6 protein-coding genes and 1 pseudogene are annotated in these 17208 nt (G+C 71.7%); 2 read left to right on the top strand and 5 right to left on the bottom strand.

Annotated features, from left to right (window positions below):
- On the bottom strand, positions 1-2547 hold the full coding sequence (mgtA, locus tag ACWC09_RS20415) for a magnesium-translocating P-type ATPase (RefSeq protein ID WP_450851961.1): 2547 nt from the start codon (positions 2545-2547) through the stop codon (positions 1-3).
- Between the two features lie 421 nt (positions 2548-2968).
- A complete protein-coding gene (locus tag ACWC09_RS20410) occupies positions 2969-3319 on the bottom strand; it encodes an ArsR/SmtB family transcription factor (protein ID WP_450851960.1) in 351 nt (116 codons plus the stop codon).
- A gap of 307 nt (positions 3320-3626) precedes the next feature.
- On the opposite strand from ACWC09_RS20410, the gene ACWC09_RS20405 reads away from it, so the two are divergent.
- On the top strand, positions 3627-4319 hold the full coding sequence (locus ACWC09_RS20405; protein ID WP_450852020.1) for a hypothetical protein: 693 nt from the start codon (positions 3627-3629) through the stop codon (positions 4317-4319).
- A 139-nt stretch (positions 4320-4458) separates the two neighbouring features.
- Here the strand turns inward: ACWC09_RS20405 and ACWC09_RS20400 are convergent.
- Positions 4459-4755 (bottom strand): annotated as a pseudogene (locus ACWC09_RS20400) (MFS transporter); the annotation flags it as partial.
- Positions 4756-5025: 270 nt separating this feature from the next.
- Here ACWC09_RS20400 and ACWC09_RS20395 point away from each other — a divergent pair.
- Positions 5026-5814: an SAM-dependent methyltransferase gene (locus ACWC09_RS20395; RefSeq protein ID WP_450851959.1), complete on the top strand. Its 789-nt coding sequence runs from the start codon at positions 5026-5028 to the stop codon at positions 5812-5814.
- Positions 5815-5832: 18 nt separating this feature from the next.
- Here ACWC09_RS20395 and ACWC09_RS20390 read toward each other — a convergent pair whose 3' ends face one another.
- Both ACWC09_RS20390 and ACWC09_RS20385 read right to left on the bottom strand, forming a co-directional pair.
- Positions 5833-6369 (bottom strand): SMI1/KNR4 family protein, encoded by a 537-nt coding sequence (locus ACWC09_RS20390; RefSeq protein ID WP_450851958.1) that lies wholly within the window; start codon positions 6367-6369, stop codon positions 5833-5835.
- Complete coding sequence (locus ACWC09_RS20385; protein ID WP_450851957.1) at positions 6363-17153, bottom strand: LamG-like jellyroll fold domain-containing protein; 10791 nt, start codon at positions 17151-17153, stop codon at positions 6363-6365. The genes ACWC09_RS20390 and ACWC09_RS20385 overlap by 7 nt, the downstream gene beginning before the upstream one ends.
- Between the last annotated feature and the right edge of the window lie 55 nt (positions 17154-17208).

Genomic DNA, 17208 nt, shown 5'->3' with positions numbered 1-17208 from the left:
CTAGCGACTTCGGCGCTCGTACCAGCCCCTGGCCGCGAGCAGGGCGAGGGCGTACAGAGCGAGGACGACGGTGAGGAGGAAGTGGTAGGCGGCCGGCAGGGCGGTCATGCCGAGGGCGGCGCCGAGCGGGCTCGGTGGCAGGAGGAGACCCACGGCGGCGAGCACGGTCGCGGACCAGCCGAGCGGGCCCGGGGCGCGGCCCTCGGCAAGCCGTCGGCCGGTGCGCAGCAGGAGCATCACCAGAGCCTGGGTGAGCAGGTTCTCGGTGAACCAGGCCGAGTGGAACACGGGCTGGTCGGCCACCTGGCCGGAGCCGTGCAGGGCGAGCGCGAGGATGCCGAAGGTGGCGAGGTCGGCGATCGCGTTCAGGACACCGAAGCCGGTGATGAACCTGAGGAAGGCCCAGGGCCGCAGACCGGCGGGGCGGCGCAGGGCGGCGGCGCCGGGGCGGTCGTAGACGAAGGCGAGCTGAGCGGCGTCGAAGCAGAGGTTCTGCACCAGGACCTGGGCCGGGAGCATCGGCAGGAAGGGCAGCAGCAGGCCGGCCGCGAGCATCGCGAGGACGTTGCCGAGGTTGGAGGAGAGCGTCACGCGCAGATACGAGGCGATGTTGCCGCTGCTGTACCGGCCGACGGTGACGGCGTGCCCGATCGCCGTGAGGTCCTTCGCCGCCAGCACCACGTCGGCGCTCTCCCGGGCCACGTCCACGGCGTCCCGCGGCGCGATCCCGACGTCCGCGGCCCGCAGCGCGGGCACGTCGTTGACCCCGTCCCCGAGGAACCCGACGGTGTGCCCGGCGGCCCGGAGGGCGGCGACGACACGGACCTTGTCGTCGGGGGTGCAGCGGGCGACGACGGTGGGGCGGGGGCCGGCCTCGGCCAGGCCGGCCCCGTCCGCCCCCTCGAGGACGTCCGCCGCCACCCGCACCTCCGCCGGCTCCAGCCCCAGGTCCCGGCACACGCGAGCCGCCGTCGCCGGGTGGTCGCCCGTGAGGATCTGTACGGTGACGCCGCGGGCGGTCAGCGCGCGCACCGCTTCGGCCGCGGTCGGTGCGAGGGCGTCCTGGAAGCTCACGAAGCCGCGGAAGGCGAGGCCGTGTTCGTCGGCCGGGGCGTGGTCGCGGGGGCGGGCGGGGCGCCGGGCGGTGGCGAGCGCGAGGAGCCGCAGGCCGGAGTCCGCCTCGCGCGCGGCGAGGGCGAGCAGTCGTACGCGCTCCTCCGGCGTGAGCGCGCACCGCTCCAGTACGTCCTCCACGGCGCCCTTGACCACGACGGTGTGCGTGCCGAGGCCGGGGCCGCGGACGACCGCGGTGGCGAGCCGCCGTACCGGATCGAAGGGCGCGGCGCCCACCCCGTCGTACTCCTCCGCGACCGGTCCCGCCGCCTCCAGCAGCGCCTCGTCGAGGGCGTCCGGAGCGGGCAGTTCGGCGAGCTGGAGGGTCCACCAGGCGGCTACGGCGGCCCAGCGCAGGACCTCCGGGTCGTCGTGGCCGGCCGGGTCGAGGGAGCGTACGACGACGGGCCGGTCCTGGGTGAGGGTGCCGGTCTTGTCGACGCACAGGACGTCGGTCGCGCCCAGGTCGTGCAGGGCGGGCAGCCGTTTGACGATCACGTCGTGGCGGCGGGCGAGCCGGGCCGCGCCGCGCGCGAGACACGTGGTGACGATCACCGGCAGCATCTCGGGCGTGAGCCCGACGGCGACCGCCACGGCGAACGGCAACGTCTCCAGCCCCCGCCCGCGCAGTGCTGCGCCCGCCATGAGGACCAGCGGGGGTGTCAGCAGCATGAACCGGATCAGCACCCAGGAGATGCCGTGGACGGAACGGTCGAAGGCGGTCCCCTCCGGCGGGGCTCCGGTGTCGGGCCGGTAGGTGGTGCCGAGCCGCGTCCGTGCCCCAGTCTCCAGTACGACGGCGGTGGCGCTGCCCGTGGCGACGCCGCTGCCCTGGAAGCACAGGTGGGGCTCGGCGAACGGGCCGTCGGCCGGGGCGGCGGGGGCCTGCGCCGCGGCCTTGGGGACCGGCTCGGTCTCTCCGGTGAGCGCCGCCTGGTGCACGGTGAGGCCGCGGGAGCGCAGCAGCCGTACGTCCGCGGGGACACGGTCGCCCGGGCCGAGCCGGATCACATCGCCCGGGACCAGTTCGGCGACCGGTATCTCCCGGGCCGACTCCCCTCCCTCGCCGCGCCGCAGCACGGTGGCCGTGCCGGCGACGAGTGCGCGCAGCGTGGCCATCGAGCGGTCGGCCCGGTGCTCGCCGCTCGCCCGCAGCACACAGCTGACGGCGACCAGCGCGAGGATGACGGCCGCGGTGCCCCAGGAGGCGACGGCCGCGGAGACCAGGCCGAGGACGAGCAGTACGGCGGTGAAGGGGTCCCGTATGCCCCGTACGCAACGGCGCGGCCAGGACGGCGTACGCAGTTCGGGCAACGTGTTCTCACCCACCTCCGCGAGCCGCGCCGAGGCCTCGGCGTCGGTGAGACCGCGGGGGCCGCTCTCCAGCCGGCGCAGCACCTGGAGCGGGGTGCCGACGGCCGTCGCAGAGGGCACGGAGGCGGGGGTCTGGTCAGGGACTCCGGAAACGGCACGCAGAGGGGCGGCCCCGGAAGCGGAGCCTCGCTCGGAGGGCGCGGGGACAGCACGGCCGTCACCGGCTCCGGGGGCGGCAGGCCGGTCGGACACGCCGGAAACGGGCTGCCGGTCGCCGGGCCCAGAGGCAGAACCGCGGTCACCGGCTCCGGGAACGGCAGGCCGGTCGGACACCCCGGAAACGGGCTGCCGGTCGCCGGGCCCAGAGGCAGAACCGCGGTCACCGGCTCCGGGAACGGCAGGCCGGTCGGACACCCCGGAAACGGGCTGCCGGTCGCCGGGCCCAGAGGCAGAACCGCGGTCACCGGCTCCGGGGGCGGCAGGCCGGTCGGACACCCCGGAAACGGGCTGCCGGTCGGAGGGCGCGGGAGCGGCGTGCCGGTCAGAGGCCACGGAGGCGGGGGGCCGGGATGTCGCCCGTGCGGTCGGAGAGTCGGTCGACCAGCAGGCGTACGACGTCCACCACGTCCGGGTCGTCGACCAGGTACACCTGGCGGCGGCCCTCGCGGCGGGCCCGGACCAGGCCGGCGAGCTTCAGCTTGGTCAGGTGCTGGCTGACGGCGGGGAGCGCGCCGCCGACCCGCTCGGCGAGCCCCGTCACATCGCTCTCGCCCTGGGCCAGCGCCCACACGATGTGCAGCCGGGCGGGCGAGGCGAGCAGTCCGAAGGCCGCGGCCGCGCGGTCGAGCACGTCGGCGGAGGGATCCTCGAAGCCACTGCCGGCTGCCGCCACGTCGTCGCTCTCCTGTCCGGTCTCGGGTTTCCGGGTCCGCGCTCCTGCCGTAGGAACCGGACCAGTTTAGGGGCCCCGGGGCCGGCTCGGCCGCCTCGCGAGCCTTGCGGGGTGGCTGCGGGGCGGGGCGGTCCTCCGGCCTGAGCCGCACCGCGAGCACCGACCTGCGCCCCGGGGACACACCGGACCCGCGAGGATGGCGCCATGCGCGACCACCCCGACCGCCCTTCGCACCGCGACCTTCCCGGCCCCGTCCACCTCGACGACGTGGACCGTGCGCTGATCCACGCGCTGCACATCGACGGCCGTGCCCTTCAGCCGGATCGCCGCCGTCCTCGGGGTCTCGGCGCAGACCGTCGCCCGTCGCCACCGTCGGCTGCGGGAGCACGCGGCGTTGCGGGTCGTCGGGCTGACGGACCCTCACCAGGCGGGCCGTACACAGTGGTTGGTGCGGCTGACGGCGACGGCGCGCTCGGCGCAGGACATCGCGGCGGCGCTCGTACGGCGGCCCGACACCTCGTGGGTGAAACTCGCCTCGGGCGGCACCGAGATCGTGGCGATCATCCACGCCCCGACCGAGGCGACCCACAACTCCCTTCTCCTGCAGGACATTCCGCGCACCGACGGCGTCACCGCGGTCTCCGCGCACTGTCTGCTGCACACCTACCTGGGCGGCCCCACGAACTGGCGCCGCAGCGCCGACGCGCTCGACGAACGGCAGCAGCGGGAGTTGCGGGAGCGGGCGGAGTCCGGCGGCGGTTACGTGCCGGTTCCGCGTCAACCCGGGCCCGGCGACGCCCGGTTGCCGGCCGCGCTGCAGAAGGACGGGCGGGCCGAGCAGGGCGAGCTGGCCCGGGCCCACCGGCTGGACCCCGGCCACCGTGGCCCGCCGGCTCGCCGATCTGCGGGCGGGCGGGGCGCGGTTCTCGGGGAGGCGGGGCGCGAGGGCGAGGACGGCCGCGGAGACGGGGACGTTCACCAGGAACACGGCACGCCATGAGGAACCGAACAGGTCGGCGTGGGTGAGGACCCCGCCGAGCACCGGTCCGCAGACCGCCGCGAGCCCCCATCACGGGCCCGATGCTGCCCAGCGCACGAGAGAGTTCCGGGCCCGAGAACATCGCCTTGATCAGGCCGACGGACTGCGGGATGATCACCGCCGCCGCGGCCCCCTGCACCACCCGGAAGCCGATCAGCACGGCCGGGCTCGGCGCCAGGGCACACGCCACGGACGCGACCGTGAATCCCACGACCCCGAGGACGAACACCCGCCGCCGCCCGGCGATGTCACCCAGCCGCCCGCCGGTGACCAGCAGCACCGCGAACGGCAGGGTGTAGGCGGCACCGAACCACTGCACGTCCGCCACCGCCCCGCCCAGATCGGCGTGGATCGCGGGCGCGGCGACCTGCACGACGGTGGCGTCCAGCAGGTTCATCGCCTCGCCGAGCAGCAGGGCCACCAGCGCGGCCCAGCGCCACGGGTGGACCGTGCCGGGCGGTGACGTCGCTCGGCTGCTCGTGGTGGTCATGGTGTTTCCTCTCCTCCGAGGTCCTCTGACGGTGTTCGTCAGCGTCGGAGGGCGGCAGGGGCACACTCCAGCCACAGCTGATGGATCGAAGATTTCCTCCAGCACACGGACTCGGATCGAAGAAATCGCACGCCCCGTCCGAAGCGCGCCAGGCGCCCACCAACTACCCTGTTCTGCATGGGAGTTGACGAAACGGCTCACGCCGCGCGGATCTACGACTACATCCTCGGCGGCAAGCACCACCACCCCGCCGACCGGGAGGCGGGCGACGCCATGTGCCGGGAGTGGCCCGCCCTGCCGATCCATATGCGGGCCAACCGCGACTGGATGAACCGTGCGGTGCGATGGCTCGCCGAGGAGGCGGGGGTTCGGCAGTTCCTCGACATCGGCAGCGGGATTCCCACCTCGCCGAACATCCACGAGATCGCGCAGTCGGCCGCCCCCGCCGCCCGGGTCGTCTACGTCGACAACGACCCGCTGGTCCTCGCCCTCTCCGAGGGGTTGCTGAACAGCGCGCCGGAGGGCAGGACGGCGTACGTGGAGGCGGACATGCGCGACCCGGCGGCGATCCTGGACTCGCCCGCCTTCCGCGACACCCTGGACCTGGCCGAGCCGGTCGCCCTGACCGTCATCGCGATCGTGCACTTCCTGCTCGACGAGCACGACGCCGTCGGCATCGTCCGCCGCCTCCTCGAACCGCTGCCGTCCGGCAGCTACCTGGCGATGTCGATCGGCACCGCGGAGTTCGCGCCGCAGGAGGTCGGGCGGGTCGCCCGCGAGTACGCGGCCCGCGACATGCCGATGCGACTGCGCACCTTCGCCGAGGCCGAGGAGTTCTTCACGGGCCTCGACCTCGTCGAACCGGGCATCGTCCAGGTCCACAAGTGGCATCCGGACGGCACGGACGAGGAGACCATCCGCGACGAGGACATCGCGATGTACGGGGCGGTGGCGCGGAAGCCGTGAGCGGGAGGCCGGTCCGCCTCACGCACCGAGCAGGACCACGGACGCGGCCGGTCCGAGGACGCCGTCGGGCAGCTCGGACCTCTCGGCCGTCCCGTCGACCACGCCGACCAGGAACGCGAGCATGCCGCCCGCGCACTCCCACCAGGCGCCGTTGCGCCCGCTGGCGACCACGGGCCACCGCTCCGGATCCGGGCCGGCGGTACGCCAGTAGAAGACGTCGCCGTCGAGTGACTCGCCCCAGGGAAGCAGCCCGCCCGGCTCCGGGTAGGCCGTGTAGTCCTCGGTGTCGCCGGACTCCCGCAGATCCTGCAGGATCTCAAGGCCGTACCGCACTCCTTCGACGAACTCCTCCTCCCGTCCGGGTGTCGGACTCCAGATGCGCAGGAATTCGTCGATCTCGACCGGGGGGTAGGCCTCGGCGAACTCCTTGAAGTCCGCCGGCAGGCCGACGCCCAGTGAGCGCTCCAGGGTGGGCCAGTCGACCCGGCGGGCCGAGGCCGGACGCAGGGCCCGCAGTCCCTGGATGGTGCGTTCGAGGTCCGCAACGTTCAGCATGTGTCCTGCCAGCTCGAGTTGTTCTCCACTGTCACGTCGAACAGCGGCCCGGCCTTGGTGCTGGCCGTCATGTGTATTCCGGTGGGTATGGGGTCCGTGTCGTTGGCGTACTCCAGGGTTCCGGAATAGTGCACCCAGTTGCCCTGCTTGAGTTGCGCCTCCATCTTCTTCTCGCACCGCCGCATGCCGCTCTTGTTCATACGGTCGAATCCGGTGAAGAGGTTCTCGGCCTTCGGTGCCCCGTTGAACTGGTCACCGATGATGTGGGTCTTGTTGTAGGTCGCCCTTCCGGGGCCGAGACTGTTCGAGGGGCCGTCCGGGAATCCGGCCACCGGGACCGATGAAATGCTGTCCCGTTTGCTGCCGCTGGGTTTGAGGTCCGACGGACAGATCAACGCGGTCGCCCCCTGGGCCCGGTTCTCGTCGTCGAGGTCCTGATACTGGTAGCGAACGTCACGCGGCAGGGTGCCGCACTTGGTGTCCTCGTCGGTCGCCGTCCCGTTGCCGGCGGAGCCGTTGGTGGCCGTCGCGACGCCCGTGTCGACGGCCGCCGACGAGCTGGTGGCCTGGTGGGCGGCGGCCGCGGCCGCGTCCTCGTCCGGAGTGGTGCCGATGACGGGGGTGGTGTTGACGCCCCCGACGTTCTGGTTCTTGGGGCGGGTCGGGATGCCGTGGGCGCCACAGTCGTCGGCCGTCGAGGCGGCGAGGGCGAGGCCGAAGAGGAGTTCCTCGGCACTGGCGGAGGCGAGCTCCTCCCAGATGACGTCGCCGACCGCTTCCAGGCCTTCGGCCGCGGCCCCGCCGCTCGCGGAACTCGCGGCGCCGTAGCCGTAGGACAGCGCGCCGCCGAGCGCGACTCCGTAGTAGAGGGACGAGTAGTTGCTCCCGGACGAGCCGTACGAGCCATAGGAGTTGCCGTACGAGACGCTGCCGGAGCCCGAGCCGTGGCCGCTCGAGTGGACCGACGGCTGCCAGTTCATCGCCTCGTCGAACTCGTTCTGGAACTGCCGCTCCTGGTCGGCGATCTGCTGCTGCAGGGCTCGTTCGTCGGCGGCCTGGCGGGCCATCTCCCGGGCGTTCTCCCGCTCCCAGGCCTCGTGCTGGTCCCGGGAGTACTTCTCCAGCCGGTCCCAGGCGCCCGCCTGCCACTGCTTGAGCCAGGCCTGCTGGGCCTCGTAGGCCTCCTCCTGTGCCTTGATGTCGTCGCTGGAGCAGGCGTCGTGGCCGGAGGTGTCCGTGGCGTCGAGCGGGTCGTCGTTTCCGTAGGCGTACGGGTTGGCGTTGACCGCCGGGGTGGGCGGGTTGCTCACCGTGTCCGCGCTGGTGAAGTCTCCGGCGGCGGGGTTGTACCAGCGGGCGGCGGCGTTGACGTAGCCCGTCCCCGGGTCGGTCCAGCCGGACTGGTAGCCGAGGTCGGTCCTGCTGCCGCTGGTGGAGGTGGGCGTGCCGTAGGCGTCGTAGGCGGTGGAGCCGGTGAGCGCGGTGCCGGTGGCGGTGAAGGTGCCGGTGACGTCGCCATGGCTGTTGGTCAGGGCGAGGCCGGCGCCCGTACCGTCGGCCGCGCCGACCGCGAGCACGCCGTCGTACGGGTCCCGGGCGAAGTCCTGGGTGCCGTCGGAGACGGGGCTGTTGGTGCCGTCGGCATAGCTGAAGGTGGCGCTGCGGCCGCCCGAGGTCGCGGTGGCCAGACGGCCCAGGCCGTCGTAGCCGTAGCTGCCGCCGGTTCCGGTGGCGGTCAGCTCGTCGAAGGCGTCGGAGGTGTACGTGGTCGTGGAGCCGCCGGAGGTGACGCTCGACGTCGTTCCGCGCGCGGTGTAGGCGTAGGTGGTGGTGGCCGACCCGCTGGTGACGGAGGTCAGTTCGTTGCGGGCGTTGTAGGTGGCGGTGGCGGAACCGGCGCTGGTGCGGTTGCCGTTGGCGTCGTAGCCGTAGCTGGTGGTGGCCGAGCCGGTGGCCGCGGACTTCAGACGGCCGGCGTAGTCGTAGTCGTACGTGCTGGTGCCGGAGCCCGCGGTGCCGGTGGTGGTCTGGGTGGCGATCTGGCCGTCGGCGTTGTACGTGTACGCCACCGACGCCTCCGTGGTCCCCGAAGGGGTCTTCAGGACGTCGGAGGTGAGCTGGTGGGACGTGTTGTAGTCGTAGCTGCGGGTGGCGCCGCCCGTGCCGTAGCTGACGCCCTTGGTCTGGCCGAGCTGGTTGTAGGTGAGCGTGGCCGTGGTGCCGGTCAGCGGGTCGGACTCGCTGTCGACACGGCCGTCGGCGTCGTAGCCGAAGGTGGCGGTGCCGGTGGCGTCGGTGCGGGTGGCGATGTCGCCGTTCGGGTCGTAGCCGTAGTTCGCGGTGCCGCCGGGGCCGGCCATGGTGAGGAGGAGGCCTCGGTCGTCGTAGGCGAAGGTGTCGGTGCCGGTCGGTGCGGAGACGGAGGTGAGGCGGCCGTCGGCGTCGTAGCCGAAGGCACGGGCCGCGGTGGCGGCTTCGGCGCCGGTACCGGACTCGGCGGTCAGCAAGCCGTTCTCGTCATGGGTCTCGGTGATCGTGACCCCGCCGGGACGGGTGATGGTGTGCTGGTTGCCGTCGGCGTCGTAGGAGAAGGTCGTGGTGCGGTCGGCGGCCGAGGTGAGGCCGGTGACGCTGGGAGCGACGCTGGTCTCCTGTGTGCCCAGCGGGTTGTAGGTGTAGGAGGTCGCGTTCTTGTCGGCGTCGGTGTAACGGGTCTCGTTGCCCGCGGCGTCGTAGCCGAAGGAGGTCGTGATCGAGGTGGTCGCGTCCACCGGCTGGGTCTGGCTGACGGTCCGGTTCAGCGCGTCGAAGGTCGCGGTGGTCGTATGCTGCCGCGCGTCGGTGGCCGAGGTCTGGTTGCCCGCCGCGTCGTAGCCGTACGAGGTGGAGCTGAGGGTGGCGCCGTTCGCGTCGAGGCGTGCGGTCGAGACGAGGCGCTCCGCCTGGTCGTAGCCCTGGGTGGTCGCCGTGGAGTCGGGGGCGGTGGTCCTGACGACCTGCCCGGCGGCGTCGTACGCGTACGCGGTGGTGTTGCCGAGCGGGTCCGTGACGGTGCTGGTCTCGCCGAGTGCGTCGTAGGTCGCGGTGGCCGTGTTGCCCAGCGGGTCCTTGATGGAGGTGAGGTCGCCGAGCCCGTCGTAGCCGTATGTCGTCGTGTAGGCCGCCGAGGCGGGCTTCCGCTCCACCTGGGTGCTGGTGGCGCGCCGGCCGAGAGCGTCGTAGGTGGCCTCGGTCCGGGCGCCGGTCGGCTCGGTGGTGTTCAGTACCTCGCCGTCGGTGTCGTAGCCGATGTGGGTGACCCTGTCGCCGGGCAGGGTCTGCCGGACCTGGTCGCCCAGCTGGTCGTAGACGTACGACGCCATCTTGTTCAGCGGGTCGGTCACGGTGTGCACGTCGCCGAGCGCGTCGTAGGTGTACGAGGTGGTCGGGGTGATCGTGCCGGAGCCGTCCGGCGGGGTGTACGCGGGATCGGACACGGCCTGGACGCGCCCGTCGAGATCGTAGGTGGTGGTGACGATGTTCCCGTCGGCGTCGTCGGACTCGACCTGGTCGCCGAAGGTGTCGTAGCCCGACTTCGCTACGGCCACGGTCTGTTGGGCGGCGCCCCCGCCCGTCTCGGTGCTGACGGGCGGGGAGGACGTGGTGGTGAGCCGGCCACCCTCGTCGTAGGTGTAGGTGGTGGTGTACGCGGACGCGGTGGCGCCGGGGGCGTTACCGCGTGCGTCGGTCATCGTGAGCGGCAGGCCCCGCTGGTCATACGTCCAGGAGGTGGTCTGCGGCGCGGAGCCCGCGGTGCCGCCCGAGGTGTGCAGGGAGGCCGCCTCGGCCGCGGTGAGGACGCGGTTGTACGTCTGGACGTTGCCGATCGAGCCGTTGAAGTACTGGGCGGCCGCCCCGGCCGTGTACCCGCGTCCGATCACCAACGGTCCGGAAGCGGCGATGGGTGTGGTGTCCGTCGCCGTGTTCTGGACGGTGCCGTTGACGTACAGCGTCATCTTTCCGCTGCTCGCGTCGTACGTGCCGACCAGGTGGGTCCAGGTGTTGAGGGTGGGGGCCGCCGTGGAGGTGGCGCCGGCGAGGGTGGGTGACGCGACATCGGTGGTGGCGCGGTCGAAGGCCCAGCGGCCGGCGGTCGGGTTGTAGTCGAGCGAGAACCCGGCGGCCTGGGTGCCCTGCTGGGCCATGACGGTCTGCCAGGTGCCGCTGGGCGTGGTGGTGATCTTCGCCCAGGCGGACACCGAGAAGCTCTTGGCCGTGTCGAGCACCGGCCCGCCCGTGGTGATCTGTCCGGCGCCTGTGAAGACGGCGGAGCCGCCGTTCTCCGGTGACCAGCTCGTGGACGCGTTGAGATTGCCGGCGTTCCCGGCGCCGGAGCGGTCGCCGGCGGTCGGGTTCTCGCCGTCGTCCAGCTTCCACCAGCCCGCCGCACCCAGTGAGACCGGCGACTCGCCGGTGGTGGTGGACGACGAGTAGAGCTGGCCGATCTCGGCGCCGGTGAGCTCGCGTCCGTACAGCTGGACGTCGTGGATCCGGCCGGCGAACCAATTGACCGAGGCGCCCGCGGCCTTGCCCCGGCCGATCGCCACGCCCGCGGTGCTGGCCATCGGAGTGGGGTCGGACACGGCGGTGCAGCCGTCGCAGACGCCGCTGACCTCGACGCCGTTGACGTAGAGGCTCATGTTCCCGAGGGCGTCGGAGACGCCGACCAGATGGGTCCAGGTGCCGGCCGTGGCAGCCGCGGTGGCGGAGGCGACGTAGCTCGTGGCGGAGGTGGTGTCGTTGCTCGCCCGGACGAAGGCCCAGGACTTGGTGGTGTGGTTGTACTCGAGTTGGAAGGCGCTGTTCTGGGCGCCCTGCTGGCTGACGACCGTGAAGTCCTTCGTGGTGCTGGTGGCGTTCAGATAGGCCCACGCCGAGACGGAGAAGGCCTTGCTGGTGTCCACCACGGGTGTGCCGCTGGTGAGGATCGCGCCGGAGGTGCCGTTGAAGGACGTGTAGTTGCTGCCGGGCGGGCCCCAGGAGGCGCCGGTGCCCGGGGTGCCGGTGAAGCCGTTCCCGGAGGAGTCGGCGGCGCCGACCGCGCCCTCGGCGAGCGGCCAGTAGCCGGTCGGGCCGGTGGTGTCGGTCCGCACGGACTGCGCGGTGCGGTTTCCCGCGGCGTCGTACGAGTAGCCGATCTGCCGGGTCTGGCCACCGCCGGTGAGGACGCGGGACAGAACGTTGTCGTCCGGGTCGAAGGTGTTGACGGTGATCCGGTTGACGCCGGACGGGTCGACCGCGGTCTTCGTGATGCGGTCGGCGGCGTCCACGGTGTACTGGGTCTGCTTGACGCAGGCCGTGCCGGACCAGACGTCGCACTCCCAGGTCATGTTGCCGGCGGCGTCGTAGTCGTACGCCTTGGTGGTGACGGCGGACGAGGTGCCGGAGGCATCGGTCTGCGACTGCAGCAGGTTGTCGTCGAAGTAGCTGTAGGAGGTGGTCCGGCCCATGGAGTCGGTGACGGACGCGAGCCGCCCGGCCGGGTCGTAGGCCCGGGACTCCATGACCAGGTCGGTCGGATCGGAGGGCGCGGTCGGGTCCCCGGTCCAGCCGAGCAGGGTGGTGGTGAGGAGCTGACCCGTCGGCGAGTAGGCGTAGCGGTAGGTGGTGCCGGCCGGGTCGGTCTGCGTCGCCCTGCGGCCGAAGGTGTCGTAGGTGTACGCGGTGACGGAGCCGGCCGGGTCGGTGACGGTCTTGACGCGGTCGTTGTCGTCGTAGGTGTAGACGGTGGCGCGAGTGGTGTCGTGGCCGGTGGTGTCGGCGGTCGACGTCGACAGCAGGTCGCCGTCCGCGTCATAGCCATAGGTCGTCTTCGGCGTGTGGGTGACGCCCCTGACCGCGTCAGTGGTCGCCGGGCCGGTCATGGTGGCGGTGCGCCCCAGGGCGTCGTACGTGTACTGGGTCTGTACGCCGCCGACGGGCGCCCCGTAGTAGGTGAACGTCACCGGGTACGTGTCGGAGCCGACCGCCTTCCAGGTGCGGTGTCCGAGGGTGTCGATCCCGTAGTAGGCGACCTGGCCGGACGGGGCCGTCTCGCTGCAGACCTGCCCGAGGGAGTAGGTGCCGCAGTAGTGGTAGCGCGTGACCCTGCCGCTCGGGTCGGTGACCGAGGCGAGCATGCCGAACGGCTCGGTGTCGACACGGCCGACGTTGTCGGTGTAGGTCTCGCTCTTGCTGTAGTACCGGTAGCGGGTGGTCCGGCCGTTCGGGTAGTCGCCGGTCGGCGGTGTGGTCACGGAGGCCAGGGCGCCGAACGGGGTGTAGGTGTAGGCCGTGCGGTGGGCCGGGTCGGCGGTACCGGTCGCGCCGGAGCGGGCGTCGGCGGCGTAGAGGACCTTGCCGTTCAGCGGGTCCATCGGGTTCGCCGCGTTGGTGTGGTAGCTGAAGTACGACGTCTGGCAGGAGTTGACCTGCCGACAGGTGGTCGTCGACAGGACGTTGCCGTACGCGTCGTGCTGACGGCTGGTCGCGTGCCCGTCGGGGTCGGTGACGGCGTCCTGGAAGCCGAGGGAGTCGTAGGCGTACGTCGTCTTTCCGCCGAGGGCGTCGGTGACGGCGGTGGTGCGGAAGCCGTTCGCCGGGTCGAAGGCGTAGGTCTCGGTGTGCTGCGCGGGGTCGGTGACCGTCGTCCTGGTCGACGGCATGAGCAGCGTCGCCGAGCCCTTGGCCTGGTACAGCCCGAGCGCGGCCTCGACGCTGCTCTGGCCGATGTCGGTACGGTAGATCCCGACCTGGCCGATCTCCCCGGTGAAGTAGCCGAGCGCGTTGGTGGGAGGCTTGGGCCAGGAGCCGGCGATGTATCCGGCCCCGACGGTGACGGTGGACTCGCCCCAGGTCTTCACCTGGCCCGCGATGGACTTGCCGCTGCGGGTGGCCTGGCTCTGTCCGTCGAGCCACAGCGTCTGGGTCGTGCCGCTCGCGGTCAGCGTCACCAGGTGCCAGTTGCCGTCGTTGACCGCCGCCTTGGACGCCATCGGGGAGAGACTGCCGTCCCAGAACTGGCCGCGCAGCAGACCGTCGGAGCCGATGTACAGCGCCGGGGTGTAGTTGCCGCTGAGCGTGGTCCCGATCTGGCCGTTCTGGTACGAGAAGAGGACACCGCCCGCCTGTTTGGTGTTGAACCACAGGGCGACGGACGCACTGCCGCCGCTGTCGTCGAGGGCCCCGGACGGCAGCGACAGATAGGAGGAGGTGCCGTTGAACCCGGCCGCGGAGTCCCCGCCGGGACCGAAGATGCCGGGTTCGCCGAGCATGACGTCGTTGTAGATGCCGTCGGAGGCGCCGTCGGCCGTGGTGTCGATGCCGTACTGGTCGGCGGCGGTGAGACCGGACGACTCGGTCATCGGGTAGTCGAGCGAGGGGCGGGTGCCGCGGACGGCGCCGTAGTAGTAGTCGTTGCTGCCGGTGGTGACCGGGGCGGCCAGTTGGTAGCTGCCGCCGTCGGCGTCGGTGACGGTGGACGCGCGGTCGGTCAGCGCGTTGTAGCCGACGGTGAGCGCGGTCTTGCCGGAGGGCAGGGTGGTGCCGGTCAGTTCGCGGGAGGCGAGGGTGGCGGAGGCGTACTCCTGCTGCACGGCGGGCAGGCCGAGCGGATGCTGGAGGAAGGAGACGTCCTCGATCTGGCCGTTGAACCAGCCCAGCGCGTTGCCGGACGGGACCGAGGGCCAGGAGCCGGCGAGTTCGCCCGCGCCCACGGTGGTGTAGGGCCAGGCTCCGAAGCTGATGGTGCTGCCCGTGAGGGTGGCCACCTTGGCACCGTCCAGGAACAGGGTCTGGTCGGTACGGGCGCCGGAGAGCACCACGTAGTGCCATGTGCCGTCGTTGACCACGCTCGGCGAGGCCATCGGAGCGGCGTGTCCGTTCCAGAACTCGGCGCGGAGCTTGCCGTCGGTGCCGACGTAGATCGACGGGACGTAGCCGGAGGAGACCGAGGTGCCGGGCTTGCCGCTCTGGTACGAGAAGAGCGTGCCGCCCGCCTGAGTGGTCCTGAACCACATGCCGACGGCGAGGTTCGTGCTGTTCGCCGGCAGGTTGTCGGGCAACGCCATGTACGAGCTGGTGCCGTTGAAGGAGCCCGCGGTGGCGGGGGTGCCGGCCAGCGGCCCGGTCTGGCCCAGGGTGACATTGGCCAGGGTGGCGTCGGTGGTGCCCTCGCCCACGACCACGGCGTCCTTGGCCGTGGCGGAGCCGGTGGCGTCACCGAGCCGCCAGTAGTCGGTGGGGTTGGAGTCCAGGACCATCGAGGCGAAGTGCGATCCGGAACCGCTGCCCGAGGTGTAGCCGTACTTCGTGCACGCCGTCGAGGGGGTGGAGCTGGAGGCCGGCGGGCACACCGAGGTGAGGTCGCCCGCGCTGTCGTAGCCGTACGTCCACGGGTTGACGGTCCCGGAGACCCTGCGGGTGGTCACCTGGCCGACGTGCGGCACGTTCTTCACCGTGCCGTCGGACGCCGTGACCTGCTGGACGCCCCAGGTGAGTTCGAGCAGGACGGTCTGGTCGGGGAGGTGGTTGGTGGCGCCGTCGTTGAAGCCGTTGTCCTGGTCCAGGGAGTAGCCGATCTGGGTCGGCTCCTCTGGCTGGATCGTGCTGCCGTCGGGCAGGGTGAGGGTGACCGGCTTCCACTCCAGGTCCAGGCCGTGGCCGTTGCGGTTGCCGAACTCGGTCAGGCCCCAGTACGCCTGTCCGGTGACCGGATCGGTGACCTGGTTCTGGAAGAGGTACCGCATGCCCGACCTCTGGGTCAGCATGAAGCCGCTGGTGCCGTATCCGGCCGGCGGCGCCGACAGGACGGCGTAGTCACCGGCCGGCGGGCTGTAGGTGCCGTCGCCGTTGGCGCCGAACCGTTCCTGTCGCCCGTCGGCCAGGGTGATCACCACGTTGCCCGAGCCGTCCGCGTCCTCCGTCGCCCGCATGTCGAACACGGACGACCAGCCCGCACCGAACGCCTTGAAGACTCCCGGGTCCAGGCTGTTGTACGTGCGGTCGACGCTGAGCGTCGGGCCCTCGGCCGGGCCGCGGACGGTCGCGTCGGTGGTCTCGGTCGAGTAGTCGCCCAGTTGCGGGTCGACGCCCTTGACGGTGGCGTCGTACGGAGCCGCGCCGAGGTGCGCGGTGACCAGCGGCTGCGGGGCGGACGGGATGGTGAAGTAGTCGGGCGCCGACCAGAGCGAGGCGGCGTTTCCGTCGCTGACCTGTGCGGTCCAGTAGAAGGTCTTGCCCCAGGCGAGCTTGCCCGACGGCACGGTCCAGACGGGCGTGGTGAGCGAGCCCGAGGAGGCCAGGGCGGCCGTCGACCCGTTGGCGTAGACATTGAACGAGTAACTGAGTCCGGTGGCCGGGTAGTTGTCCGCGTCGTGCGCCGTCACCGCCAGCGTCGGGGTGAGGCTGAACACCGAGCCGTTGTTGCCCGGGGTGAAGGTGTCGATGATCGGTGGGTTGTTCACCACCGGCAGGGAGTAGCAGGTCTGCGGGACGCCGTAGGTGGAGAACAGTGTCCCGTTGTAGGACATGTCCCAGCAGATCAGATACGTCTGCCCGGCGGTGAGCGCGGGAATGGACGCGGTGACGGTGACCGGCTTGTTCGGCGCGACTGTCGAGGGCATCGCGGCCGGCGTCGCGGCGGGGCTGGTGAGCAGAGTGCGGGTGGTGCCGGAGACGGTGTAGAGCTGGTACGACAGCTTGTAGCCGTTGGTCGGGGTCCAGGTGGCGGTACCGCGGTTCTGCACGGTGACCTTGCCCCAGCCGGGCTGGTTGTTCCAGGGCGAGGCGTAGCTGACCTCGGAGTAGGACGCTCCGGCGCCGTTGGGCGTGTACTCGACGGCCAGGTAGGGGTCGTCGGCGTAGAACTCCTTGGCCGCCGCCGCGGTGGAGGCCGCGCTGAGCCGCACGCCGTAGTTGGACGCCCAGCCGTGGGCCCAGTTCATCACCGTCTTGGTGTCGAGGCTGATGCCCTCCCATTGCCGGCCGTTGGAGCAGTCGGTGCCGGCCGCGAAGCTCGCGGTGCCGATCTGCGCTCCGGCCGCGGGACCTGGGTACGTGTCGATCTTCGTCGGATCCCAGGAGGCGGAGACCGGCGCCACGTTCACCGCCTGGGCGGAGCAAGTGCCGGTGGTGTCCTGGCCGGAGTACTCGGTGTCCAGCCACAGCGTCGAGTTGACGACGTAGTCGTTGGCGAACTGCGTACCGAAGCCGCTGAACTGGAGGAACGTGTTGTAGTCGTGGCTCTGGTACTTGCCGACGTACAGCTGCCCGTTGCCGTGGAAGTTCTGGGTGACCCCGGACTCGACATAGGTCGAGGAGGAGGCGTTGCCCTGGCCGGTCGGGTTGCCGGTGGCCGCCCGCGCCGTCCGGCCGGTCTCGTAGGACGCGGTGCCCGCGTGGTGCGCGCCGGACGCGGCGCTCGTGCCCGTCTTGGGAATGCGTTCCCAACTGCCGTCCTGGCGCCGGCGGTTGACGGCATGAGTGTGGATCTGCGCCGTATAGGTGCCGTCGGCGTTCTTGTAGACGGTGGTGGTCGCGGTGTCGAGTCTGGGCTGCTCCACGCTGGTGGACATGTGGAAGCCCCGAGGCTTTGTCGCCGACGGGGCGGAGACGGCCTTCGGGGCTTTGTGGATCCTGCTGCCCGAGCCGATCGGTGTGTTCTGTCTGCCGTGGGCCCGGTAGGCGCCGACGGCGCCCTTCACCTTGGCGGGGCCCGCTGCGGCGAGGTTCGACCGGGCTCTGCTCTTGGTCGCCGACGCGGACACCTCATGCTTCTTGCCCGCCGCCGTGCCGGCCGGCTGCCGCGGGGTGGCCGGCCGA

It is taken from the genome of Streptomyces sp. NPDC001617, from assembly GCF_053596855.1.
This window is presented reverse-complemented; position numbering and strand designations above follow the sequence as displayed.